Below are 25347 nucleotides of genomic sequence, written 5' to 3'. Positions count from 1 at the left end.
AGCCGATGCGCTCGACGTGGTCGACAGGGTCGGCCGGGTCGGCCGGGTCGACGGATTCGACAGCGCCGACGCGCTCGGGTGCCCGATTCGGCCGAACCATATCCGCCCGGCTTCCCCGGCTTCCCCGGCTTCCCGACTTTCCCGACTTCCTGGACTTCTCGGCATCGGATCAGGTAAGGACGTTCGCCCATGAGTGATGTCGACGCGGACGCCTCCGGTGACGGGGCCTCCGGGCAGGCCGGGTATCGGCGTTCGGCGGGGTCGCCGCGCGGTGAGGCGCGGCGGCGCGAGCTGCTCGACCGGGTCACCGACGACCTCGCGGTCAACGGCCTCGTCGACTTCTCGTTGCGACGGGCCGCGCGGGCGGCGGGGACCACGCACAAGGTGCTGCTCTACCACTTCGACGGTGCCGACGACCTGCTCAGGCAGGCGATTCTGCAACTGCGCGACCATCGGATCGACAAGTCGTCGGCCGCCGCCCGCGGCGGGTCGACCCGGTTGTCGCTGGCCGAGTGGGTGCGCGCGGTGTGGCCCATCCTGGTCGGCGAGGAGGCCCGAGTCCTGGATCAGGCGATCGGCCTGGCGATGTACGACCCGGACCGCTACGCGGAACTCGGTCGCGGCGCGTCCCGGCAGTATCTGCCCACGCTGCTGGCCATCTGTCCCGAACACTGGTCGGACCGACGCAAGCTCGAGGTCGCCGAGATGATCCTCGCGGCGCTGCGAGGCTTCCTGGTGGACGCCCGAACCAGCGGCGACACGGAGGGTGTTGCCGCCGGCTTCGACGCGCTGACCCGGGCACTGGCCCGCGAAGAGGCGGCCGACGCGTAGGGTCCGGCTTCGATCCTCCCGCCGGGCACCACGACGCCCGCCCGTTGGCGGGTGGCCGTGAACGCACCCCACCTCGTCGCCGTCGTTCGCGCCGGAGGCGGCTTCATCAACGGTCCACCCGTCGAGCGCGCCGACGCAAGGGTTTCGGCCTGGACCGGCCCACACAGGCGGGTTGCACTGCGGCAAGCCTTCGACGACCGACGTGGCTTGACTGCGAGGGTGGCTGTAACAGAAGCTGTTGCAGCAAGGAGGGGTGATGGCGGCGAACAGTCGATTGACCATCGCGACGCATGTGCTGGCCTGGCTGGCCTTGGCGCAGCGCCGTGGCCGGGAGGTTCTCACTTCGGAGCAGGTCGCGGCCAGCGTCAACACCAACGCCGTGATCATCCGGCGCAGCCTCGGTGACCTGCGGCGAGCCGGCCTGGTGGAGGTCCGGCACGGTGCCGGTGCGGGTTGGAGTCTCGCCCGTGAGCCGGAGACGATCACCCTGCTCGAGGTGTACGACGCCGTCGATGCGCAGCCACCGTTCGGTCTGCACCACACCGAGCCCAATCTGGAGTGTCCGGTCGGCCGAGGCATCCGGCCCGCCCTGAGCGAGGTCTACGGCCGGGTCGAGCGGGCCATGCGGCGGGAGTTGGCGGAGATGTCGATCGCCGATGTGCTTCGCGAGACGCTGGTGAACTAGTGCCGCGCCCGGCGGAATCCCCGCCGGCGGGCCGGTGGTCATACAGCCGCCATGGCGTTTGTTGTAACAAAGTCTGTTCCAGCCACTGAACGAGGAGTATGACTGGTGAAAGCCCCACGGTGTCCAGTGGTCGAACTGCGGCAGTACACGCTGCACCCGGGCCGGCGAGACGTACTGAGCGATCTGTTCGACCGGGAGTTCGTCGAGTCCCAAGAAGCGGTGGGCATGACCGTCCTGGGGCAGTTCCGCGACCTGGACGACCCCGACCGGTTCGTCTGGCTCCGCGGCTTCGCGGACATGCCGAGCCGTGCCGAGGCGCTGGAGAGTTTCTACGGCGGGCCGGTCTGGCAGGCGCACCGCGACGAGGCGAACGCGACGATGATCGACTCCGATGACGTGTTGCTGCTGCGGCCGGCCTCGGCGCGCGGCGGGTTCCCCGTACCGGTCGGCGCCCGGCCGGCTCCCGGCGAGCCGGCGCCATCGCCACCATCGCTCGTCCTCGCCACGATCTGGTACGGCCGCGGCCCGTTCGACACGGCGTTCGTCGAGTTCTTCCAGCAGTGCGTGCAACCCGTACTGGCCGAGACCGGCGTCGAGCCACTGGCGTACCTACAGTCGGAACATTCCCCGAACACCTTCCCGGCGCTGCCGGTTCGGATGAACGAGGAGGTCTTCGTATGGTTCGCACGTTTCACCGACGAAGGCCACATCGACGACCACCTGAATCGTTTGCGGCATTCGGAACGCTGGCGCGAGGAGGTGCTGCCGACCCTTTCGCAACGGTGGGCGAGGACCCCACAACGGCTACGGCTGGCACCCACCGAGCGGTCGATCCTGCGGTGAGTTCCAAGGGGGCCGGCAGACGGACGGCCACCTCGTCGTCCCGCCGCGACCCGACCCACCCGATCCCACCGTCGTACCGGAATTGCCTTTCAGCAGCAGGAATTCCAGCTTTCGTCACAGCGCCGACCACCGACATCGGCCCGGGGGTGTGCCCCCATTACCCGATTGGGGGACGGCGACGCGCGACGTCGAATTCGCCCACGCGACCCGGATCGACCCGACGCGCCGCGGCGACCCTCCCCTACCCGGCGACGTGCCAAGGCCCAGCGACGTGCCAAGGCCCGATCAACCCGACCCGGCACGCCACGAGGGCTCCGCCACCCACGCGCGAGGCGGCCCGCCCCTATGCGCGAGGTTCCCCGTACCAGCGCCATGACGTGCGTCGCTCGTGGCCCGGAAGGTCCGCGCGGCCGGTGGCCCACAACATCGTGGGCCAGGGCTCGGTGTCCTGCGGCACGTCCGGGAAGAGCCGGGCGAGTACGCGTGCGCACAGGTCGGCGGGCGGGGTCCAGACGAGCCCGAGGTCCTCGACCAGGTCGTGAGTGTGCACGAGCGTCTCCACGATGCCCATCGCGGCGAAGCCCTCGGGGTCGGCCGCGCCGAAACCGTGGTGGGCGCGTACGCTCGACGGCGTCGTCCGCACCATGGCGACCAGCAGCGCACCGCTCGCCTCCAGCACCTGCAACAGCCCCTCCGGACCCGCCGCATGGTTCGCGTGGATCGCGTTGGCCGGGCCGCCGGGTCGCCGACTCGCCCAGACGAACGGCACCTCGCCGGACATCGGTGGGACCCGGGGGCCCAGTTGGGCGGCGTAGGCGAAGAGGTCGTCACTCAGGTGCTCGACGGTCTCCCATCGGTCCCACTCCAACGCACCGGCCTTCGCCTCCCACGCCGAGGCCGGCACGCCCCGCAGCGCGGCGACCGCGAGCTGCACCACCCGATCCAGATCGTCGGCGGTCACCGGCCCGGTCCCGTGCTCCGGCAGCGCGGACGATCCGCCCGTCGACGTTGCCCAGGCGTCGTCTGCGGGTGATTCGGGCATGGCAGCACCTTCAGGTGATTCGAGCATGGCAGGACCGTATCGTCACACGCGCCCGTACCTGCCGAAGCCCCGTCGAGGTGCCGTCGAAGCCCCGGCGAGGTGCCGTTCGGGTGCCGCAGAGGCCGCGCAGAGGGCCGAAGCGCACCCATCGGCGCCATCGGCGCCGCGCCCATCCGGACGAGTCGGCGTTCAGCGTCGCGCCGTCGACCACGTGACCGGGACGTCGTTCGGAAACGTCCTGCGATGCGCGACGGTGAACCGGAACCGAGAAGGATCGAACTCCCCGCCGGACTCCGCGCCGAACTCCCCGCCGAACTCCCCCTCGAATAAAGGGATTCCGGCCCGGCGGTGACGGAGCCGTGGCCCATCACGACCGTGCCGAAGCGCGCAAGTTCGGCGCGTCCGCGGGGCCGGCCCGGGCGCGAATGGCGGTCGGTACGGTCTCGGGGTGGCGGGCGTTGACCCAGGCGGCGTAGTCGGCGGCCTGTGTGGCTACCTTATAGTGGCCAGAATGTAGTACTACAGCCGGAGTGGTATCAATGGTTCGCAGGAACTCCGAGCGCAGGGCGGCGCTCGTCGACGCCGCCATCGAGGTGCTCGCGAAGGAGGGCGCCCGCGGGCTGACCTTCCGAGCGGTGGACGTCGAGGCCGGGGTGCCCACCGGTACCGCCTCCAACTACTTCGCGAGCCGCGACGCGCTGCTCACCCAGGCGGGCGCCCGAGTCTACGAACGGTTTCAACCCGACGAGGCGCTGATCGCGCGACAGCGGGCGGCCACCCCTGACAAGGAGACGTACACGACGCTGATGCGCGAGGTGGTCGGCCGGGTCAGTGCCTTCCGGACCGGCTATCTCGCGCTGCTCGAACTGCGCCTGGAGGCCACCCGGCGACCGGAGTTGCGCGTGGTGTTGACCGAGCGCGTCCGCGCCGACGTGGACGCCAACGTCGCCTACCACGAGCAGACCGGCCTGCCCGGCGACGCGACCGCGGTCCGCCTGTTGTATCTGGCCCTCAACTGGCTCATCGTCGAACAACTCACCCTGCCCGATGTGTTCTCCGAAGCCGAGCGCGAACAACTCGTAGCCGCCGCCGTCGAACGCATCGTGATCCTGTGATCGGGTGACCCTCGTGACCGAGTGATCGGGTGCCCCCGTGGCGGCGCAACCGCGCAACCGCGCAACCGCGCAACCGCGCAACCGCGCAACCGTGTAACCGCGTAACAAGGACCCGGCGAGCACGGACCCGGCGGTGGCATGAGCGGGCTTCGCGCCGAAGAACGCCGTGCGGCGGACCCGCGAGACCGGCGCGATCTGCGAAGCGCGCGGAACCGGCCCGCCGAATGGGGCGGTTGCCCGACGGCAGCGCCGTGCCGAACGTGCTTCCGACGGTTCGGGCGTGACGTCCGTCCGGGACCGGTCGTTGGTCCGGGCGGAGGTGTGCGTCCCGGCACGCGGGCCGGTTGCCGAGGTCCGACGCGTGCCGGCCGAGGACACCGCCGTGTAGCCGGGAGCGACGTCCGACGCACCCGGATCGACCATGGGGAGAAGCGACACTTGAGCGACCACCGCCACAACGCCATCGCCTATGCCGCCATCATCCTCGAACGCGCGGACGGCGCGGTGCTGTTCATGGAACGCAAGGACACCGGCTTCGCCGACGGCCTGCTCGCCCTGCCGGGCGGACTGGCGGATCCGGGCGAACTCCTCATCGAGGCATGCGCCCGCGAGGCCAAGGAGGAGATCGCCACCGACGTCGCCACGGCGGATCTGCGCACCGCGTACGTGGCCCAAGTGCTCGGCGAGACCGGTGCGCCGGTGATCGGCTGGTACTTCCACACCACGGCCTGGTCGGGCGACCCGGTCAACGCCGAACCGGACCAGTGCGCCCGGCTGGCCTGGCTGGATCCGGCCGACCTCCCGGCCGACGTGGAACCGACGGACGCCGGCGCGGTCACCGCCTGGCACCGCAGGTCCGCCCCGACCCGATGGGCCTGACCGGCCCCGAAACCGGCGGACGGCGGCCGTCTCACACACCCCGCGAGCGGCCTACCCCGCCTCCCGATCGGGCCACCGCACACACCCGTCCCGAAAGACCAACGGCCGGGCCTCGGTGTCCTCGATGAAGCGCAACCACCCGAGCACGATCGAGCCGTCCGGATCCGTGTGCGCGTCCGCGACCCGCGCGGCCAACCAGGCCAACAGCCCACCGACCTCGTCGAATTCGTCGGGATGCAGCTCCCGTCGCACGGTCAGCGCCCACCCGCCGGCGGTCGGCGCCAGACCGGTGGCCGACACACCACCGCTCCGCAGCGCGACCCCATCCGGGCCTCCCAACACGGGATGCGGATCGTCCACCACCGTCGGCACCCCGAGGTCGTCCACCACGACCACCGGAAACGCCGTCACGATGCGCCGATCGCCGGGCTCCGGAATCGCCCTGTCCGCGAGCCCCACATGCCACCGCAACTCGGCCACTTCCGGGTCCGAGAGCGGGCCCCGCACCACCACATCCAGCGTCAACTCGTACAGATCACTCACGCGTCGGCACCCTATCTACCGCCACCGCGCCGCGCCGCGCCGCGCCACGTCACGTCCTCCGCACCGCCGCCGGAACACGGCTCAGGCGGGCCCCGATCCCGCGCGAGACGCGATGATGGCCAGGTGCACCCGGTCGCGGGCGCCGAGCCCGGTGAGCAGGTGGCCCACGTGGGTCTTGATGGCGCGCTTGGTGATGTGCCGGGGTCGGGCGATCTCGGCGCCGGTGCGACCCGACTTGCGGCGACAAGTACCAACACCTCGCGTTCGCGCGCGTTGATCGCACCCGGCGCGGCGGCCGCCGGCATGAGTATCGGCGCCTCGGCGGCCCGCGGGCCGGTCGGATCCGACCGGCCGGCGAACACGGCGTCACGACCTTCTTTTCCGGGGCGGGGGCCCCGGCCGGCCGGCCCTTGGACGTGGGCCCAGGGGAGCCGCATGTGCTGCGGGCGGTGACCGTGCCGGTACCGGTGGTGGCGAGGATGCGGGCGAAGGTGCCGGTGAGGGTGGTGGCCTGGCGGACATGTTTCGTTGCAGATTACGTTGTAGTTTGCCGTGCATGCTGCCGTGCAGCTCACCATGCAAGTACCAGGTCAGAGGCCTTTCGGAACCGTAAACCGTGATCGGATCGGCTCAGGGGCAACCGACAGGGGGGTATGACAGCGGTCTCCCATGAATCCTGGCGCTGCGGTCCCGTCCCGGGCGTGGGCCGAACTCAGGCGCGCCGGATCACGATGTGGCCGATGGCGGTCCGGGCGCGGACCTCCACGGTCTGCTCGGAAGCCTCGGGACTCTCGGTCGGGCCGAGCGAGTTGCGCACGCTGCCCATGCGGGTCTGCACATCCAGCCAGGCTGCGGTGGCGGCGCGGATGCCGACCTCCAGGTCACCGGCGCCGGTCTGCAGGTGGACCCGGCCGCGGGTCACCTCGTCGATCCGGATCGCGCCGTTGGCGCATCTGGCGTCGACGTCGGCATGCGCGACGCCGATGGCGATCCGGCCGTTGGAGGAGCTGACCCGCAGGTCGCCGACGACCTCGCCGACGGTGGTCTCGCCGTTGGCGTTCTTGATCGTCGCCGCGCCGGCGGCGGTGCCGACCTCGATCCGGCCCGCCGCGATGACCTCGGCATCCCCGGTCGTGCGGCCCACTCGGATGTCTCCGTGGCCGGTCCTGGCGTACAGGGTCCGGGCCTCGTCGATCCGGATGGTGCCGACCGAGGTCCGGAGCCGGCAGTCGCCCAGCGGGCCCGAACACGCGAAGTCCGCCAGCGGCGTGGTGGCCCGGACATCGGAGCCGGCCGGCAGTTCGACGGTGATCTCCACCGAACCGCTCTTGCCGAACAGCGAACGCTTCCTGGGCCCCTTGATCGACAACGTGCCGCCCGAGCAGGTGACCGTGGTCTGCTGCGCGGCCCGTACATCCAGTTCGTCCGCGCCGTTGGAGGGCAGCACCTCGACGACCGTGTCGGTACGGTCGCTCGCGCCGACCCGGACCGAGCCGACGTCGAATTCCAGCGTGGCGGAGATCGGCTTCGGGGTGTCGAACGTCGGCATGGGTGCCTTCCTCTTGGCTGTGGGCTGCTTGCCGGCCTTCGGACTTGCCCTGCCGATCGGCGGGCGGGCGGGCGGGCGGAGGGCGAAGCGGGCAGGGTCCGGTGCCGGCATCCGGAGGCCGGCGCGGTGCCGTGCATGGTGGTGCGGCGTCGGGTGCGGCGCGGGTCAGCGGACCCAGCCGGAATAGCGGCGGCGGTCCGGGTGTCGGCCGGCGGGGTCGGTCGTGTCGGTACGGGGGGCGTCGGGCTCCAGGGCGCCGGCGGTGGCGCGGACCAGCCAGGCGTTCACCGAGAGGCCCTCGTGCGCGGCGGCGTCCTCGACCCGGGACTTGAGGTGGGCCGGCAGCCGGAAGTTGATTCGAGCCATGCCGCCCTCGTCGCCGTCCGCCGCTACCGACGCACTCGGCGCGCGCCCGGGCGGGGCGGGTTCCGTGTACGCCTCCGGGCCGGGCGGCGCCGTCACCACGAACTCGGGGTCGAGCCCGCGTAGTCGAATCTCGACCGACCCCGGTGCGAGGTCGCCGGTGACCTCTGCCATGGCGGCGGACAGGGCACTGAGCAGGACGACCCGGGTGGCCGACTCCAGTGGAGCGGTGAGGTGTTCGGCCAACTTTCGGGCCTCGCCACCGCCCGCATCCGCGGCGACTGCAAGTTCGTTCCGAAGGCTGTCGACGTAGGGGGTGAGATCCATGACGCCATCATGGCACATTGATGGCCCCATAGCGAGATGAAGTGACGTCATAGATGTGCCATTCACGTGTCGATCCTGGCGTGCGAGCGTTGCGGAAGAGGTGGCTGAGCGTCGAAGTAGGGGCGGTCAAGCGGCCTGGGGTCAGTAAAGGGGCAGGTAAAGATGCCTACCTTGGAGGTCGTGCGCAGGATGCGCCATGGCGGCGCCTGATTGGGCCAGAGTGATCCGTCGGTCGACCCCGCCCGTGTTCGGTCCTCGCCCGTATTCCGTGTCCGCCCCGCTCGGTGCGACGGCCGGTGGGTCGATGCCCGGCCGGTGGCAGGTGGATGCCTGAGCCGACGGGGAGTCGACGCCCGGGCCGGCGGCTGGGTGCCGGTGCCGGTGCCGGTGCCGGTTCCTGTGTGTGGCCCGTGTGCCTCCGCTCGGTTCGGCGTTCTCGGTCGATCCCGCGCAGTTGCGGCACATCGGTCGTCGGCGCCGGCTCTGGCTAGAGTGATCACGACGGGGCGGGACGACACGGTGTGCGGCGAGGGGCTCGGGGACGTGGCGATACGGGATCAACTGCGGGGCATAGGTGGCGCGGTCGGGGCCGCGGCGGCTTCGGGGCGCGCGGCGGTGGGAGGCCGGATCGGCGCCGGCCGGGCCCGGGTCGCGTCGGGGGACTGGGTGCACGGGACGCTGGATGCGCTGCCCGCACCCGCTGCACCCGCTACCGAGGCCTGGGAATTCTCGCTCGGTGCGCTGGTGTGTCGGCATCCGAAGGTGCCGGCGATCACCGCGCGACCGCTACGGCTGCTCGACGGCCTCGGCGCGGTGCGGTTCGGCCCGCAGACGGTCGGCTTCGACGGGGAGGACATCCCGTGGGAGAAGGTCGTCCGGCTCACCCTGCACGACGCGTTCGCCTCGATGACCACGGCCGCACTCGACACCGAGGTGGACCGCATCCGCGACGTGCTGCCGCCGCTGCCCGGCCGCAAATGGGCGGTCACCAAGGTGGTGGAGGGCCTGCTCACGGTGGTCCTCGCGTCGCTGGAGCAGGCCGACGACCGTCGCCTGGACAGCGCGCAGGTGGCCTGCGAAATCACCTACCGCGGCCTGCTCGGCCGAGAGAAGACACTGCGCGCGAGCCTGTTCGCCACCGCCCTGCTGGCCCGACAGACCGCCGTCGCCGAGAGCCTCGTGGCCACCGCACGCGCCCACGGCATCGAAGTGACCACGGCCGCACCCGAAGCCGGCGGCGACGCAGCGGCGGCCGAGCGTATCCGCGTCCTGCGCGCCCGGACCGACGCGGTGTCGGCCAGGCTGCGCACCCAACGCGAGCAGTCCGCAGAGATCGCCCCGCCCGTCGACCCGCCCGTTGTCCCGCCCCCGGGCGCCCACCCCGCGTCACCCGCAACGCCCACTTCACGGCCTCCCGCCTCCGGCCCCGGCAACGCCACCCACCCCAGCGACGCCACGGACCCGACGGACCCATTCGCCTGTTGATACGTTCCGATGTGATCGGGCCGGCCGACCGCCGCGCCCGACGCGACGTCTACGCCCGGGCTTCCATACCGTACGGACGCAGGCGGCGTGCGCTTGGATGTCTGCCGCATCCGACCCGGTTGGCGCTGCCTGCCTCGGCGATGCCATGGATCCGACTGCCCCTTTTGCCTGTTGACCGGCGCGGTGCGAGCAGGCGGGCCGGCCGCGCCCTATGCGACGGCTACGCCCGGGCTTCCACGCCATACGGGCGCAGGCCCCGGGCGCGGTAGTTGACGAGGGCGTTGGGGTGATCCTCGGAGGACGTGTGCAGCCACACCCGGCGGACCGGCTCGGTACTCGACAACGGGGCGATGTGCCAGGCCTGACGAAGCAGGAGGGTCAGCGCGTAGCCGCCCAGGCCCTTGCCGACGAATTCGGGAAGCAGGCCGAACGTGACCACCTCCACGTTCCCGCCCGGTTGCGGCTCCAGGTTGCCGATGCCCGCGGTCTCGCCGGCGTGCGTGATCAGCCAGGGCTGCCGCAGCGGGTGCGCGGCGTGAAGTTCCGCCCACTCGTGCTCGGTTCGGGACGCGCTCCGCCAGCCGTACGACGCACCGACCCGAGCCTGAAGGGCCTGCACCATGGGTGTGGCCGCGTCGACGCGGCGCAATGCGAGCGCCGGAACGGAACGGGACGGCCGCAGATCGTCGAGCGAGGTCATCTCCAGGTACACCACGGTCTTGCCCATCGCGTCAGGCTATCCCCGCCGCCCGACATCCGGAGCGAGCGGGGCGCGCCGGGCACGGGCGAAGCTCCTTCGCTCAGGCCGAGGTTCACGTACACGTGCGCGCGAGCGGAGCGCCATCGCCATCGTCGGCGTCCGCCCGAGGAGGCTGTGGGGCCGCACCGCTGATCCCGCCCCTGTCAGGTGTCCCATGGGTGTGGCGTGCGGTGGGCCGGCTGTCTCGGGCGCCTCATGGATCCTGTGCGGCGGCGCGGGCCGAGGGACGCCCGGCATGGGCGGCGCCTTCGTGCGGGCCGAGGTTCATGTACACGGCAGGCGTATCGCGCCGTCGTCGTCGGCGTCCACCCGGCGAGGCTGGGCCCGCGTCGGTGATCTCCACCCCATCATGCCCCAGGCGTGCCGGGGCGGCGGACCGGCTGCCTCGGGCGCCCCGCGGGTCCGGTGTGGTGGTGCCGGCCGGGCGGCGTCGGGGCGGGCATGGTCGGGTGCCCTCGCTCGGGCCGAGGTTCGCGTACACGTGCGGGCGGCCGCGTCGCGCCCTTGCCGCGTCGGTGTCTACCTGACGAGGCAGGCCCCGCGTTCGTGATTTCGACCCTGTTCTGCCCCCCCACGAGTGGCGGCGGGCCGGCTGTTTCGGGCGTCCCGCGGATCCTGTGCGGTGGCGCGGCCGGGCGGCACCGGGCACGGGCGAGGCGCCTTCGCCCGGGCCGGGGCGCGTGTACACGTGCCGGTGCGCGTCGCGCCTTCGCCGCCGGCGGCGTCCAGCCGAGAAGGCTTGCCCTGCGTCGGTGATCTCGACCCCGTCATGGCTCATGCGTGCGGCGGGCCGGCTGTCTCGGGCGCCCCACGGATCTGTGCGGTCGCGCGGGGCGGGCGTGCCGGCCATGGACGAGGTGCCTGCATTCGGGCGGACGTTCGTGTACAGGTGCAGGGGCACGCGTCGTGCCCTCGCCGTCTCCGGCGTCCGCTCGAGGAGGCCGTGGAAGCCGCGTTAGTGATCTCGCCCCCTCAGGCACCATGCGGTCAGGCCCCATGCGGGCGGCGGGCGGTGCGCCGGCTGCCTCGGGCGCCCCACGGATCCTGTGCGGCGTACGCAGGTTGCCACAGGTTCAGGTAGGTCGGGCGGATGGATTCCGGCAGTTGGCCGAGGATGATGGCGGCGTTCTCGGCGCTCGCGTGATCGAGTAGCCACGGCAGATAGCGGCACGTACCGGAGCCGACCCGTCGGCCGTGTTCGGCGCCGAAGCGGTGCATCTGCTCGGCGGTGACGACCGCGTCGATCAGGGGCAGCGCCTCGTCCTCCTCGTGCTCGAGATGTCCACGCAGCCCGCTGACCAGTCCATCCAGCAGATCGCCGAGCCGCCCGCGTCCCGTGTCGTGGTCGGCCAACGCCGCGTCGATGGCATGCAACAGCGGCTCGAACGTGGCGTGTTCGGCCTCCATCACCGCGATCAGGCCCAATTCGTCCGGCCGATCGGCCAAGGCTCGGCGCATTACCGGCCACAGCAGGTCGTCCTCGGCGCCCAGGTGCACCCGCAGGTAGCGCCGGAACAGGTCCCACCCGGTGCCGACCCGCAGGATGTGCCACGGGTCGTCGTCCGTACGCGCGGCGACCCGGGCAAGTCGCTCCAGGTCGCGGCGCAGCGCGTCGTGGATTGCGAACATCATCGTCATGTCGTGTCGGAAGGCCTTGCCGCGCACGGGAATCCTCGCTTGTCGAGCGTTGTCGTCTGGACGGAACCTCCATTCCTAAGACGGAACCCGGCCCCGGGATGTGACTGAGACGCCGCATTCGTCGTCCCGTGGGCCGACAGGTGCCGGCGTCGTCGCCTCTGCCCGCCGCCGCTCCGGCGGGTGCTCGCCTGTGCGTCGTGGATGGCCGGAGGTAGGGTGCCCGGTCGTGATCGAATCCGACTTCCTGCATGCCACCCGGGTGTCCTACGACGCCATTGCCACCGAGTACATCGAATTTGCTCGGACCGACCTGGCGAACAAGCCCCTGGACCGAGCCCAACTCGCCGCCTTCGCCGAACTCGTGTGCACGGCCGACGCCGGGACCCAATCCGTGGCCGACATCGGGTGCGGGACCGGTCGGATCACCGCGCACCTGCGCGACCTCGGGCTGGACGTGTTCGGAATCGACCTGTCGCCGGGGATGATCGCGGCGGCCCGCAGTGAGCACCCGGACCTGCGCTTCGAGGTCGGCTCGATGACGGACCTGGACCTTGCGGACGACTCCCTCGGCGGTTTGGTGGCGTGGTACTCGATCATCCATGTCCGGTGGAGCAACTGCCCGGCGTGTTCGCCGAGTTCCACCGTGTACTGGCGCCCGGCGGCCGGCTTCTGCTGGCCTTCCAGGTCGGCGACGAACCGCTGCGGCTGACGGAGGCGTTCGGCCGGTCGGTATCCCTCGACTTCCACCGCCGCCAACCGGAGCGAATCGCCCAACTGGTGACGGGCGCCGGCCTGACCATGCACGCGCAGATGATCCGCGAACCCGATCCGGGCGAGAGCGTAAGACCCGCGCAGCAGGCCTTCCTGCTGGCCCGGAAGCCGCTGCCGGCAGAAGACGACTGACCGGATCCGGATCCGGCTCCGGGTGGGGCGGGCCCGGCCAGACCACCCGGATCGGCCCGGCTCGGTTACGGTGCGGGCCGGTCCGGCCACTGCGTGGACAGACCCATGCAGCGGGCGGGACGTCCCCGCCGGGATCGATGTTCACCGGCGCAATCGACGCCTGCCGGCGTGATCAGTGCTCTCGGGGCATCAGTGCTCTCGAACGCGATCGGTGTCCGCTGACGTGATCGACGATTGCTGTCGAGATCAGTGCTCGCGGACGAGATCAATGCCCGCTGAAGCGATCGAGTTCGCGGTCACGATCGGTGCTTTCTGCAAGATCGGTGCTCGCTGAAGAGATCGGTGTCCGCAGGCGAGATCGACATTCACCGACGTGTGCGGCGCTCGTAGGACGCGTCCGGTGCTTGCTGGGAGCATCGGTGATCTCCAAATGAGATCAGTGCTCTTGATCTCCATGAGATCGGTGCTCTCGGGCGAGATCGGGTGTTCTCACGCGAGATCGCCGCTCGGGGATGGGACGCGATCGGTGTCCTCTTCAGGTCGGTGCTCGCTGGCGAGATCGACGTTCACCGACGTGTGCGGTGCTCGTGCTCGGGGCCCCTGGTGCTTGTTGGGGGCATCGGGGCTCTCCAGCGAGATCGGTGCTCGCGGATGAGAGCAGCGCTCACCGGGCTGATCGGTGCCCGCTGGGTGCATCGGTGCCGAACCGCGATTCATGCTCTGCACGAATGGCTCTTGCGGATGAGATCGGTGCCTGCTGACGAGATCGGTGCCCTGCCCTGTACGCAGCAGGTGCTCGCGGATGAGATCGGTGTTCGCTGATGAGATCGGTGCTCTCCGTATGATCGGCGCTTGCTGATGAGATCAGTGCTCGTTGAAGAGATCGGTGCTCACTTGGCGGATCAGTGCTCGCGGGTGCGATCGGCGCTCCACGAGATCGCTGCTCTCTGCGAGATCGGCGCTCGCGGATGGAATCGGTGTCCGCTGGCGAGATCGGTGTTCACCAACGCGTTTGGTGCTCGCTGGTGCGAACGGTGCTCACGGGATCGGTGTCCGCAGGTGCGATCGATGTTCGCGGGCGAGAGCGGTGCTCTCGATGGGATCCCGGCCACCAGTCAGGTCGGTGTTTGCCGATGGGTCAGTGCCCGCTCGGTGGGGCGGCGAAGTTCGGTACCGGTACCGGTTGCGAGCCGGTCCGCAGCGACTGTGCCCCCGCGACGCCGACCAGCGAGGCGGCCACGGCCGGGCGCACCGGGATCAGCGGCGGCGCTCCCTGCTCGACCGTGGCCCGGAAGCCTTGGAGCAGCAGGACAGTGCCCTCGGCGGCGCGTTCCACGGTGGCGCCGTCGAGCGAGAGGGCGGGCGGGACACGTTCCTCGTCTCGAAGCCGGCCGTCCGGGGCTGCCCACCCCTCGGTACGGACCCGTACCGACCAGGCCCGCGGGCCCGGTCCGCGCACGGACTCCGCGAGGGCTCGGGTGCCGCGTACCGAGATCCAACTCCAGTGGCTGTCCGGTTCGCCTTGGAGAAAGCCGTGCCGGGTGACCGCCAACGCACCGCCGGACAGCCGCACCACAAGCACCACCGCGGCCCGGGGGTCGCCCTCGTCCGCGGCGAACGCCGTGACCTCGACCGGCCATTCGCCGGTGAGCGCGAGTACGGGGGAGAGGGTGTGGGTGCAATACGCGGTCGGCGCGATCCGGCCGCGCCAATGCCCGGGATCGCCGATCAGTTCGGCCACCGCGGTGGGGGACATCCCGTGTAGGTAGTCGGCCTCGATCAGGCTGATCCGGCCCACCTCGCCCGCCTCGACCACCCGGTGCAGCAGTCGGACATGCGGATGCAGGACGTAGTTCTCCGCGAACGAATAGGTGGCGGTGGAGCGTTCGGCCGCGTCGACGAGTCGGTGACCCTCCTCCTCGTTCACGCACGCCGCCGACTCGGACAATACGTGCACACCCTGGTCGAGGAACGCCACCGCGAGCGGTGCGTGTGCGTCGAAGTCGTTGGCCAGGATCACCGCGTCCAGGCGCCGGTCGAGCAGATCCTGCCACCGATCGGTGAGCTCGACGCCCGGCAACCGCCTGCGGGCCTCGGCACGTTGCTCCGGATCACGATCGCATGCGGCCACCACGTCCAGCCCCACCCGGCGCGACCAGGTCGCCAGATGCAGCCCCATCCTCAGCCCGATCACACCCACACGCATCCGCTCATGGTGCCGGCGGCCCCCGCGCCGGGCGAGCCACTATCGCCGACGCCTTCGACGGGGGCCGTCGCCGGCCGACGGGCACGTCTGGCGGAGTGGCCGACTGCGTCCGGCCGCCTGCTCCTGGCGGTCCCGGCCGACCGCTACTGGTTTGACCGTTCCCGGCCGGCCGCCCCAGTCGACGTCCCTGGCGGCCGTTTCCTACGGGCTGTCCCGGCCGACTGTCCCCGCCGACCGCTACCGGCTGACTGTTCCCGTCCGACAGTTCCTGACCGGCAACTACCGGCCGGCGGTCCCCTGGCCGGCCGCTACTGGCCGGCTGTCCCCCGGCCGGCCGTCCCCGACCGGCCGCCCCTGACTGGTCGTCCCCGACCGGCTGTTCCCGAGTGGTCGTCCCGGACTGGCGGTCCCTGGCCGACCGCTACTGGCTCGGCGTTCCCGACCGGCTACCCCAGCCGACCCTGGCTGAGCGTCCCCGCGTGGCCGTCCCCACGTGGCCGTCCCCGAGTGGCCGTCTCTGAACTGATGGTCCTGGCTGACCGCTACCGGCTGGCCGTTTCCGGCCGACCGCTGCGGGCCGGCGTCCCTGGCCGACCGTCACCGGCTGGGCCCCCGGCCGCCCGACCGACCGTCCCCCGGCCGCCCGATTGTTCGTTTCCGACCGGACGCTACGGGCTGGCCGTCCCCGATTGGGCGCCCCGGCCGACCGCCGCCGGCTGGACGTTCCCCGCCGACCGCCACAGGTTGGGTCCAGGCTGACCGCCCGGCCGGGCGGGGGTCAGGCGACCCTGGTGGTCGGCTGCTTTTGGCGGTAGGTGGTCGGGGCGATTCCGAATTCTCGTTTGAAGGCTGTTGAGAAGGCGAATTCCGAGGCGTATCCGACGTGTTGGGCGACCGCGCTCAGGGGTGCATCGGTGTCACGAAGCAGCGTTGCGGCGGCGTTCATTCGAACCAGTGTCAGGTGGCTGAGTGGGGGGCGGCCGACCGACTCGGTGAAGCGCCGGGCGAAGGTGGAACGGGGCAGGTCGGCCACTGCGCCGAGCCGCTCGACCGTCCACGGCTGTTCGGGGTTGTGGTGCATCGCGCACAACACCCGGCCGATGGCGGGGTCGGGCACGCTCATGTCCCAGGTCGGGTGGGCACCGTGTTGCCGATGCCACCAGCGCAGGAGGCAGACCAGCAGGGCGTCCAGCAGCGCATCGGTGACGGTGTGTGTTGCCATCGCTCCGGGGGAGCCATTGCCGGGCGCGGGCTCCGTCTCCTCTTGGCGCAGCAGGTCCACCAGGGCCCGTACGGAGGCGTCCTGGTTCGGGCCGTCTGCCAGGTGAATCGTCTCGGGAAGGTCCATCGTCGGTGAGAGTCCGCCCGGCGCGTCCAGCCGGAACGTGCCACTGAGCAGCAGCCCCGGTACCGGGTCCCGGTTGCTCTGCGTCAGGCTGCCCGGAGGCTCGTCCGACCGCGCTACCGGGGTCCGGGGGTGCGGGACGTTGCGGAACTCCATTGCCGGGACCGCCGGCAACTGCCCGGCCGTTTCCGTGGCCGGCCCGGACACGAGGTGATGGTCGCCGGTCACCAGCACCACGTCTCCCGCACCCGGCTCCAGACGTGCGCCGGTGGCCGAGGTCAGCGTTACGTTGCCGCGCAGCACCACGTGGAACGCCGTCTCCGTGCCGGGGCGGACGGCCCTCGGTCAGGAGGCCGGCGCCTCGATCCGCTCCCAGCGCGGCGGCTGCGTGCGCAGCGAGGCGGTGATCCGAGCCAGGTAGTCCATCGGGTCAGCGTAATCGCCCGCCCGAACCCGTCGGTCCCTCCGAAAGCGACGGCGAAGCGCCACTCGGGCGGGCGACGTCGAGGGCGTCGGCGTCGGTATACGGATGCGGTCGCGGCGCGAACCGCGCGATCACCGACGCCCTCGGCTGTCCGTGCCGGGCCGCCTCGGCCGAGACTTGTACCGGGACGTACCGGGCCGCCCGGCCGTCCGTAGCGGAAGTACCGGAAGTAGCGGAAGTACCGGGCCGCCCCGGCCGTCTTGTGCCGGACGTAACGGGCCGCCCCGGCCGTCTGGTACCGGACCTACCGCGCCGGCCCCGGCTGTCCGTACCGGGTCGGGGCGGGGCGGGTCAGCCCAGCGACGCCGTCAGGGTGATCTCGGCGCCCGGGGAAAGCAGCCGGGAGATCGGGCAGTTCTGCTTCGTGACGTCGGCGATCTTGAGGAACTCCGACTCGTCGATGCCGGCGGCCACGACGGCGGTCTCCAGGTCGATGCGGGTCACCGTGGGGGCGCCCTCGACCTTGTCCAGGTGCACCTTGGCCGTGGTGTCCACCGACGTCGCCGGGAAACCGGCGTCGCCCAGGCCCTTGGCCAGGGCCATCGAGAAGCAGCCTGCGAGCGCCGCCCCGATCAGTTCCTCGGGGTTGGTGCCCTCGCCCTCCTCGAACCGGGACTTGAACGAATAGGCCCCCTCCAGACCGCCCTTACCGGTGCGGATGGTGCCGGCACCCTCAAGGATGGTGCCCTGCCACTGAGCTGTCGCGCTACGAATAGTCATGGGTCGATGCTAGTACCGTGACGCGGACTCGACGGCCAGGCGCACACCCGCGAGCCCCCGCCGAGCACCGAACGCGGACGTGGATGCGCGACGCCGCCCCGGAACGGATCCGGGGCGGCGCTCCGCCCGCCGACATAGGCCGCGCGGCTTACGTCCTGCTTCCTACTCCCTACTCCCTACGTCCTGCTTCCGACTTCCGACTTTCTCCTACTTCCTTCCTACCTACTTCCGGCTCTCGACCTGCGAGGCATGCGGAGCCTGCGAAGCCGGCGGGACCTGCGCCGCCCGCGCCGCCCGCGACCCATCCGCGTCGTCCGCCCCCGCCGACCCGAGGTCGAGCCGCGTCTCCGGCGTACCAACCTGGTCCGAACCCACCTCCCCCGTACCGGCGTTCGCCACCGCCTCGGCGGAGCTCATCGAGCCCTGGCCCTTGGGCATCAGCCACACCGCGAACAGCAGCGCGACCGCGCCCAGGCACGCGGCGGACAGGAACGCATCGTGGTTGACCGCCAGTTGCGCCTCGCGGATCCGGTGCCCGTTGCCTCCGGCCGCGGCCATGTCGCCGGCGAAGCCGCTGTACGCGATGGTCGCGACCACTGCCAGGCCGAGCGCGCCGCCCGCCTCCTGGCTGGTGTTGATCAGGCCCGCGCCCATGCCCGCCTCCTCCTCGCCGATCCCGACGAACGCGGCGATCTGAAGGGTCACGAAGCACATGCCGCAGCCGAGGCCGAGGGCGATGAACGCGGGCAGTACGTCCACCGGGTAGCTGCCGTCGACCGGCGCGCGCCACAGCAGCAACAGCCCCACGGTGGTGATCGCCAGGCCCGCGATGAGCACCGGTCGGGCGGCCATCTTGGTGATCAGCCCCGACGCGACGCCGGCGCCGATGGCCACACACACCGCGAGCGGTACGTACGCGAAGCCCGCCCGCAGCGGTGAATAGCCGTACACCTGCTGCATGAACAGGCTCGCGAAGAAGAACATTGCGCCGAACATGCCGAACACCAGGATCGCGGAGAGGTTCGCGGTGCGCATCGTGGCCAAGCGGAAGACCCGCAGCGGCAGGATCGGCGACGCCGCCCGCGCCTCGATCACCACGAAGGCGGTCAGCAGGACGAATACGCAGCACAGGCTCACGATGGTGCGGGTGGTGGCCCAGCCGACCGTGGTGGCCTCGCCCAGGGTGAAGATGAGCAGCAGCAGCCCACTGGTCAAGGTGATCGCACCGGCGAGGTCGAACGGCCGGCCGCGCTCCTCGGCCACGCTTTCCGGCAACACGCGCGGTGCGAGTACGGCCACGCCCAGGCCGATCGGCACGTTGATCCAGAAGATCCACTCCCACCCGGGCCCGTCGGCCAGTACACCGCCCAGGATCACACCCAGGATCGACGCGATTCCGGCCAGCGAACCCCAGATGCCCAGCGCCTTGTTGCGTTCGGCGCCCTCGGCGAAGGTGTTGGTCAGGATGGACAGCGCGGCCGGCGCGATCATCGACGAGCCGAGGCCCTGGAAGCCGCGCGCGGTGATCAGCATCGTGCCGTTCTGCGCGAGACCGGAGGCCAGCGAGGCCAGTGCGAACACCACGAAACCGGCCTGGAGCAGGCGGCGACGCCCGAAGGTGTCCGCGAGTCGCCCGCCGAGTAGGAGGAAGCCGCCGAGCACGGTGCCATACGCGGTGACGATGTAGTTCTGGCTGACCTCGGACATGTCCAGGCCGTCCTTGATCGACGGCAGTGCCAGGTTCACGATCGACACGTCGAGGAACACCATGAACTGGCCCAGGCACAGGAAGGCCAGGATCGCCCCGGTGCCGATACCGGGTCCTGATCGGCTCGGGGCCGAGTCGGTGGCAGACATCACAAATCTCCTAAGCCATGCGGAATCGGGCGAGCGGCAGCGGGGCACCCGAACCGGTCGCGGTCGCGGTCGTAGTCGTAGTCGTAGTCGCGGTCGTGGTTGCGGTCGCGGTGCACGGAGTTCGCTCGTGTTCGCTCGTGTTCGGCGTTCGTTCGGTGTCGGGGCTCGTTCGGTGTGCGGCTTTGTACGGCTGCGTACGGCTTCGTTGGCTCTTCGAGAGCGGTCCCCGGCATCGGCGGACGGCCGCCGAACGCCACCGGGCCGAGCGTGGTGCCCGGGTGGCTGCCGAACCGGCGGGTCGTACCCTCCGCACCGGTTCCGCCCCCGGTCACGGCGGCCGGGGCTCGTTCGCCACCGCATTGACGGATCCCGGCGGACGAATGTGACAGCTGGGCCGAACCGATTTCCCCGCCCCGGCCGCCCACCCGCCGCCCCGGCTCACCCGCCGCCCCGGCCTACCCCCGCCTCCTGTCACATCGCCGCCGCCCCCCGCGTCAAGGAACCAAGAACCGCGCCGAGAACAACCGAGACGCGACCAGAGGACGGGACGACGCCGATGACCGAGCACCAGACGACGCCCACGGACGAGCACCGCACGACGCCCGCCGGCGAGTACCGCACGACGCCGATGACCGAGCACGACTTTCTGGCGGAACGCTTCGAGGCGCACCGCAGCCACCTGCTTGCCGTGGCCTACCGGATGCTCGGCTCGCTGACCGAGGCGGACGACGCACTCCAGGAGACCTGGCTCAAACTCAGTCGCTCCGACCCGGACGAGGTGGACAACCTGGCCGGCTGGTTGACCACGGTGGTCGGCCGGGTCTGCCTGGACATGCTGCGCTCGCGTCGCTCCCGCGGCGAGGAGCCGCTGGACGCCCGGGTGCACATCCCCGACCCGATCATCTCCGGCATGCCCGACGCCGATCCCGAGCACGCGGTACTCCTGGCCGACTCGGTCGGCCTGGCGCTCCTGGTGGTGCTGGAGACGCTCGCGCCCGCCGAGCGGCTGGCGTTCGTCCTGCACGACCTGTTCGCGGTGCCGTTCGACGAGATCGCGCCGATCGTGGACCGTACGCCGGCCGCGGCCCGGCAACTCGCCAGTCGCGCGCGCCGCCGGGTCCAGGGCGCCGCGCCGTCCCCCGACGGTGACCTCGCCGTGCAGCGCGAGGTGGTCGACGCGTTCCTGACCGCGGCCCGTGGCGGCGACTTCGACGCGCTCGTCGCGGTGCTCGACCCGGACGTGGTGGCCCGAGCCGACGGCGGGGCGCTGCGCCCGAGTGGCGTGGTCCGAGGTGCGGCGCAGGTGGCCGGACAGGCGCTCACCTTCGCGCGGCTCGCCGCGGTGGCCCGACCCGCGCTCGTCAACGGCACGGCCGGGATCGTCTCGGTCGCCGCCGGACAGCCGATGTCGGTGCTGGCCTTCACGATCGTGCAGCGCCGGATCGTCACCATCGACATCCTGGCCGACCCGCAACGCCTGAGCCGGCTCGACCTGACGGTGCTCGCGAGCTGAACGCCGGTATCCGGCCGGGCCCGCCGCCCCCGGACCCGGCCGAACCGACCCGACTCGCCCCACCGTCCCCGACTCGGCCACCCCAGCCCGGCCCGCCCCGACCAACTCACCCAGCTGCCCCGGACCAGGTCGACCAGACTCGCCCCGCCGACCCAACTCCCCGCCCCAACCCCCGCCCCGACCCAACTCCCCCCACCGGCCCGGAAGATCGATAGCCCGGCCGGCTGGGTACGTACCGGCACATGAGATTCCTCCACGACCAGGTACCGCCGCACGACCTCACCTACAGTGACGTCTTCCTCGTACCGTCGCGCTCCGGCGTGGGTTCGCGCCTCGACGTGGACCTGACCACCTCCGACGGCACGGGCACCACCATCCCGGTGGTGGTGGCCAACATGACCGCCGTGGCCGGGCGTCGGATGGCGGAGACCATCGCCCGCCGCGGGGGCCTCGCGGTCATCCCGCAGGACATCCCGGTCGACGTGGTCGCCGAGGTGACCTCCTGGGTCAAACGCCGCCACCTCGTCTACGACACCCCGATCACGATGGCCCCCACCGACACCGTCGGCGAGGCGCTGAACCTGCTGCCCAAGCGCGCCCACGGCGCGGTGGTGGTGACCGAGGCCGGGCGTCCGGTCGGCATCGTGGCCGAGGCCGACTGCCTGGGCGTGGACCGGTTCGCCCAACTCGCGCGGGTGATGACCACCGAGCTGCTCACCCTGCCGGACGGCGTCGATCCGCGCGAGGCGTTCGACCGGCTCTACGAGGGCCGGCACAAGCTCGCGCCGATCGTGGACCCCGACGGCCGTCTGGTCGCCGTCCTGACCCGCACCGGCGCACTGCGCTCGACCCTGTACACGCCCGCCGTGGACGCGGCCGGTCGGCTGCGCGTGGCCGCCGCGATCGGCATCACCAACGACGTCGCGCACAAGGCGAAGGGCCTGATCGAGGCGGGCGTGGACACGCTGGTCCTGGACACCGCGCACGGCCACCAGGAGCAGATGATCAAGGCGCTGCGCGCGGTCCGGGCGCTCGACCCGCCCGTACCGGTCGTGGCGGGCAACGTGGTCACCGTGCAGGGCGTGCGCGATCTGATCGAGGCGGGCGCGGACATCGTCAAGGTCGGCGTCGGCCCCGGTGCGATGTGCACCACCCGGATGATGACCGGCGTCGGGCGTCCGCAGTTCTCCGCGGTCGCCGAGTGCGCGGCCGAGGCGAGCCGGTTGGGCCGGCACGTCTGGGCCGACGGCGGGGTTCGGCACCCGCGCGACGTCGCGCTCGCCCTGGCGGCCGGTGCCTCGAACGTGATGGTCGGATCGTGGTTCGCGGCCACCTACGAATCACCCGGCGACGCGTATCGCGACGGCGAGGGCCGGCTGTACAAGGAGAGCTTCGGCATGGCGTCGGCTCGCGCGGTCCGGCTGCGCACCGCCACCGAATCCGCCTTCGACCGGGCCCGCAAATCGCTGTTCGAGGAGGGCATCTCGTCCTCGCGGATGTACCTGGACCCGAACCGGCCCGGCGTCGAGGACCTGCTGGACTCGATCGGCGCCGGTGTGCGCAGCGCGTGCACCTACACCGGCGCACGCACGCTGGCCGAGTTCCACGAACGCGCCGTGCTGGGCATCCAGAGCTCGGCCGGCTACGCGGAGGGCAAGCCGCTGCCCGAGAGCTGGTGAGGATGCGGCGGCGCGGCAACGACGGGTCGCGCCGCCCCTCCCCACCCCGCACCATTCCGCCGCGCCCCGCCCCGCTGCGCCTCACCAGGTCCCACGGCACCCCACACCCGCTGCCGGCAGGCAAGGCCGCCTCCCGCCCGACCCGGCCGCCTCCCCGCCCGGCAAACGGTTTGACGGGTGCGGAACACTTTTCCCATGCTCAACGCCACCCCCGGCACGCAGACCTGGACGATTACCCCGGGCGCGGTCGATTCGCCCGAGGCACTCGCACTGCTGCGCGCGTACTTCGTCGAGGTCAGCGACCGCTATTACCGGCTGCACGAGGGCCGGGACTCGACCCCGACCGAGATCGAGGAGGGCCTCGCCGCCGCGCCGAGCGACCATCTCGTGCCGCCGCAGGGCCTCTTCCTGATCGGCAGGTACGGTACCGAGCCGGCCGCGTGCGCGGGCCTGCTGCTGCGGGACGAGCACACGGCGGAACTGACCCGCGTGTTCGTACGACCCGAGCTGCGCGGCACCGGCGGCGGCCGGCTCCTGATGGCCGCCGTCGACGACGCCGCCCGCGCACTCGGGGTGGGCCGGATCATGCTGGACACCCGCCTGGACCTGATCGAGGCCCGCACGCTGTACACCAGGACGGGCTACGTCGAGGTGCCGGCGTACAACGGTGGCCCGTACGCCGAGATCTGGTACGCGAAGGACCTGACCGCCGCCGATCGGCCCGATCCGGCCTGAAGAAGGCGGGACTTCGCGGCAACCGGCGACACGATGGCGCCGGTCCGAGCACGGCTACGACGAACGGGGGAGCGACCATGACCGACAGCGGCCAGCGCAAGACCTGGCGGACCATGGGATGGGGTCCGTGGGACGACGAGGCCCTGCCATCCGAGCCATTGGACGAACCGACCCGGGAGCAGCGCCAGTTGCCCCGAACTCTGGTGTCCGTGGCCGATCCCGGCGTGCGCCAACGACCGGTCTTCGACCCGGCGTTGAAGCAGTACGGCAGCGCGATGCGGGCCGGCGAACCGCAGTTCGCCTCGCCCGGTGTCGCCGAGCGCTGGCACACCGCGCGCCGACAGGCCGTCGACCACGTGCTGGCGGCGCTGGCCGAATCGCCGTGGGCCGAACATCTGGTGCTGCGCGGCAGCATGCTGCTCCGCGCCTGGTACGGCCCCGCCGCCCGCGAGCCCGGCGACCTCGACTTCGTCGTGGTGCCCGTCACCTGGGATCTGGTCGAACCGCGCACCGACCGGATGTTCGCCGACATCGCCCGCGGCGCGCAGGCCCACTCGGACGCGGCCGGCGATGTGCGGATCGATGCGGCCGGCGCGGTCGACGACGAGATCTGGACCTACGACCGGGTGCCCGGACGGCGCCTGGTGCTGCCCTGGCGTGCGCACGGGCTGCCGTCCGGGATCGTGCAACTCGACTTCGTCTTCAACGAGTCGCTGCCCTCGGCGGCCGAGTACACCGACGTGCCACGCCACGACGGCTCCGGCGCGCACCGCATCCTGGCCGCGACCGCCGAGCAGTCGCTGGCCTGGAAACTGCTCTGGCTGCTCTCCGACTCCTATCCACAGGGCAAGGACCTCTACGACGCGGTGCTGTTGGCCGAGTCGACGTCGCTGCGGGCCGACCTGCTGCACCGGACCCTGGTCGCCGGTGAACCGCACTGGGCCGGACGATGCGTCTCCGCCGCCTCGTTCGCCGGACAGGACACCGACTGGGACGAGTTCGTCAAGGAATATCCGGACGTCGACGGCACCGCCGAGGTGCTCATGGGCCGCCTGCTCACCGCGTTGGAACCGGTCTTCGCCGAGGAGAGCGCCGCAGCGGCCGCCGCCGGCGACGGCTACGCCTGGCGCCTGCGCTGGTTGGACCGACTGCTCCCCGAGGCGCGCCGGGAGGCGGCTCGCGCGGGCATGCCCGCACTGGTCGCGTGGCTCGGCGGCCGCCAGTTGAGTCTGGCCGAGAACATCGTGATCATCCGCGAGGTGGTCGGTCCGCAGCACTGCACACCCGAGCAGGCGGCAGACGCCTACATCGCCCAACTCCCGTACTCGTCCGGCGAACTCGGCTACTACACGCGCAACCCCGACGTGCTCGCCGCCACGCTCGCGACGCTGCGGGACCGGGTCTGACCGCCCCGGTACCCTCACCGTCACCGGGCCGGACGGACACCCGGGTAGGTACGCCGGATGCCCGGCTGGGTCCGCCGGACGCCCCGGTGGTTCCGACGGTCGCCCGGGTGGGCGCGCCGGAAGCCGGGACGGGCCCGACGAACACCGGGGTAGGTACGCCGGATGCCCGGCTGGGTCCGCCGGACGCCCCGGTGGTTCCGACGGTCGCCCCGGCGGGCGCGCCGGAAGCCCGGACGGGCCCGATGCGAGCCCGGGTAGCTCCGGCGGAAACCCCGGGCGGGCGCGACGGACGCCCGTACAGGTCCGCCGGACGCCCGCCGGCCCCACCGACGTCCGCACACGTGCGCCAGCCGCCCGCGCCCGCCCTACCGACGCCCGCACAGGTCCGCCGGACGCCCGCGCCCGCCCCACCGACCTCCGCGTCGGCCCCTCGGACCCC

At 71.6% G+C, this 25347-nt stretch carries 21 protein-coding genes and 2 pseudogenes; 11 read left to right on the top strand and 12 right to left on the bottom strand.

The features are described from left to right. Positions 1 to 189: 189 nt before the first annotated feature. The 3 genes from ACFZBU_RS24420 (at position 190) to ACFZBU_RS24410 (ending at position 2359) form a co-directional block, all read left to right on the top strand. Entirely contained in the window at positions 190 to 831 is a 642-nt protein-coding gene (locus tag ACFZBU_RS24420) for a TetR/AcrR family transcriptional regulator (RefSeq protein WP_391585739.1), read from the top strand. Between the two features lie 256 nt (positions 832 to 1087). Beyond that, entirely contained in the window at positions 1088 to 1516 is a 429-nt protein-coding gene (locus tag ACFZBU_RS24415; RefSeq protein ID WP_391585738.1) for an Rrf2 family transcriptional regulator, read from the top strand. Positions 1517 to 1621: 105 nt separating this feature from the next. Further along, on the top strand, positions 1622 to 2359 hold the full coding sequence (locus ACFZBU_RS24410) for an NIPSNAP family protein (protein ID WP_391585737.1): 738 nt from the start codon (positions 1622 to 1624) through the stop codon (positions 2357 to 2359). A gap of 343 nt (positions 2360 to 2702) precedes the next feature. Here ACFZBU_RS24410 and ACFZBU_RS24405 read toward each other — a convergent pair whose 3' ends face one another. Continuing rightward, on the bottom strand, positions 2703 to 3401 hold the full coding sequence (locus tag ACFZBU_RS24405) for a hypothetical protein (protein ID WP_391585736.1): 699 nt from the start codon (positions 3399 to 3401) through the stop codon (positions 2703 to 2705). Between the two features lie 539 nt (positions 3402 to 3940). On the opposite strand from ACFZBU_RS24405, the gene ACFZBU_RS24400 reads away from it, so the two are divergent. Next, on the top strand, positions 3941 to 4516 hold the full coding sequence (locus tag ACFZBU_RS24400) for a TetR/AcrR family transcriptional regulator (RefSeq protein WP_391585735.1): 576 nt from the start codon (positions 3941 to 3943) through the stop codon (positions 4514 to 4516). A 438-nt stretch (positions 4517 to 4954) separates the two neighbouring features. Beyond that, entirely contained in the window at positions 4955 to 5395 is a 441-nt protein-coding gene (locus ACFZBU_RS24395; RefSeq protein WP_391585734.1) for an NUDIX domain-containing protein, read from the top strand. Positions 5396 to 5446: 51 nt separating this feature from the next. Here ACFZBU_RS24395 and ACFZBU_RS24390 read toward each other — a convergent pair whose 3' ends face one another. From ACFZBU_RS24390 to ACFZBU_RS24375, 4 genes are all read right to left on the bottom strand, one after another. Beyond that, complete coding sequence (locus ACFZBU_RS24390) at positions 5447 to 5938, bottom strand: hypothetical protein (protein WP_391585733.1); 492 nt, start codon at positions 5936 to 5938, stop codon at positions 5447 to 5449. Positions 5939 to 6019: 81 nt separating this feature from the next. Then, on the bottom strand, positions 6020 to 6118 hold the full coding sequence (locus tag ACFZBU_RS24385) for a hypothetical protein (RefSeq protein ID WP_391585884.1): 99 nt from the start codon (positions 6116 to 6118) through the stop codon (positions 6020 to 6022). Between the two features lie 532 nt (positions 6119 to 6650). Then, complete coding sequence (locus tag ACFZBU_RS24380; RefSeq protein WP_391585732.1) at positions 6651 to 7487, bottom strand: DUF4097 domain-containing protein; 837 nt, start codon at positions 7485 to 7487, stop codon at positions 6651 to 6653. A 165-nt stretch (positions 7488 to 7652) separates the two neighbouring features. Further along, a complete protein-coding gene (locus ACFZBU_RS24375; RefSeq protein WP_391585731.1) occupies positions 7653 to 8177 on the bottom strand; it encodes a hypothetical protein in 525 nt (174 codons plus the stop codon). Positions 8178 to 8720: 543 nt separating this feature from the next. Between ACFZBU_RS24375 and ACFZBU_RS24370 the strand changes: the two genes are divergently transcribed. Then, on the top strand, positions 8721 to 9662 hold the full coding sequence (locus ACFZBU_RS24370) for a hypothetical protein (protein WP_391585730.1): 942 nt from the start codon (positions 8721 to 8723) through the stop codon (positions 9660 to 9662). A 220-nt stretch (positions 9663 to 9882) separates the two neighbouring features. On the opposite strand, the gene ACFZBU_RS24365 is transcribed toward ACFZBU_RS24370, so the two are convergent. Further along, the gene (locus ACFZBU_RS24365) at positions 9883 to 10389 is read right to left on the bottom strand and encodes a GNAT family N-acetyltransferase (RefSeq protein ID WP_391585729.1); all 507 of its coding nucleotides are present in this window, start codon (positions 10387 to 10389) and stop codon (positions 9883 to 9885) included. Between the two features lie 1020 nt (positions 10390 to 11409). Then, positions 11410 to 12087, bottom strand: coding sequence for a hemerythrin domain-containing protein (locus ACFZBU_RS24360; protein ID WP_391585728.1), 678 nt, complete (start codon positions 12085 to 12087; stop codon positions 11410 to 11412). 199 nt (positions 12088 to 12286) lie between these two features. Here ACFZBU_RS24360 and ACFZBU_RS24355 point away from each other — a divergent pair. Next, positions 12287 to 12963: pseudogene (locus ACFZBU_RS24355) on the top strand (class I SAM-dependent methyltransferase). 1138 nt (positions 12964 to 14101) lie between these two features. Here the strand turns inward: ACFZBU_RS24355 and ACFZBU_RS24350 are convergent. The 5 genes and pseudogenes from ACFZBU_RS24350 to ACFZBU_RS24330 form a co-directional block, all read right to left on the bottom strand. Next, on the bottom strand, positions 14102 to 15169 hold the full coding sequence (locus tag ACFZBU_RS24350) for a Gfo/Idh/MocA family protein (protein WP_391585727.1): 1068 nt from the start codon (positions 15167 to 15169) through the stop codon (positions 14102 to 14104). 778 nt (positions 15170 to 15947) lie between these two features. Beyond that, a complete protein-coding gene (locus ACFZBU_RS24345; protein WP_391585883.1) occupies positions 15948 to 16250 on the bottom strand; it encodes a helix-turn-helix transcriptional regulator in 303 nt (100 codons plus the stop codon). 87 nt (positions 16251 to 16337) lie between these two features. Next, positions 16338 to 16829 (bottom strand): annotated as a pseudogene (locus tag ACFZBU_RS24340) (cupin domain-containing protein); the annotation flags it as partial. Positions 16830 to 17289: 460 nt separating this feature from the next. Continuing rightward, a complete protein-coding gene (locus ACFZBU_RS24335; RefSeq protein WP_391585726.1) occupies positions 17290 to 17718 on the bottom strand; it encodes an OsmC family peroxiredoxin in 429 nt (142 codons plus the stop codon). Positions 17719 to 17940: 222 nt separating this feature from the next. After that, on the bottom strand, positions 17941 to 19575 hold the full coding sequence (locus ACFZBU_RS24330) for an MFS transporter (RefSeq protein ID WP_391585725.1): 1635 nt from the start codon (positions 19573 to 19575) through the stop codon (positions 17941 to 17943). Between the two features lie 628 nt (positions 19576 to 20203). On the opposite strand from ACFZBU_RS24330, the gene ACFZBU_RS24325 reads away from it, so the two are divergent. From ACFZBU_RS24325 to ACFZBU_RS24310, 4 genes are all read left to right on the top strand, one after another. Continuing rightward, on the top strand, positions 20204 to 21088 hold the full coding sequence (locus tag ACFZBU_RS24325; RefSeq protein ID WP_391585882.1) for a sigma-70 family RNA polymerase sigma factor: 885 nt from the start codon (positions 20204 to 20206) through the stop codon (positions 21086 to 21088). 242 nt (positions 21089 to 21330) lie between these two features. Beyond that, on the top strand, positions 21331 to 22767 hold the full coding sequence (locus ACFZBU_RS24320) for a GuaB1 family IMP dehydrogenase-related protein (RefSeq protein WP_391585724.1): 1437 nt from the start codon (positions 21331 to 21333) through the stop codon (positions 22765 to 22767). 195 nt (positions 22768 to 22962) lie between these two features. Next, the gene (locus ACFZBU_RS24315) at positions 22963 to 23502 is read left to right on the top strand and encodes a GNAT family N-acetyltransferase (RefSeq protein ID WP_391585723.1); all 540 of its coding nucleotides are present in this window, start codon (positions 22963 to 22965) and stop codon (positions 23500 to 23502) included. A gap of 77 nt (positions 23503 to 23579) precedes the next feature. Beyond that, a complete protein-coding gene (locus ACFZBU_RS24310; protein ID WP_391585722.1) occupies positions 23580 to 24908 on the top strand; it encodes a nucleotidyl transferase AbiEii/AbiGii toxin family protein in 1329 nt (442 codons plus the stop codon). The last annotated feature ends 439 nt before the right edge of the window (positions 24909 to 25347 follow it).

It is taken from the genome of Embleya sp. NPDC008237 (assembly GCF_042956465.1).
GTDB lineage: Bacteria > Actinomycetota > Actinomycetes > Streptomycetales > Streptomycetaceae > Embleya.
Note: the sequence above shows the minus strand (reverse complement) of the source record. Positions and strands in the feature narration are given on the sequence as shown.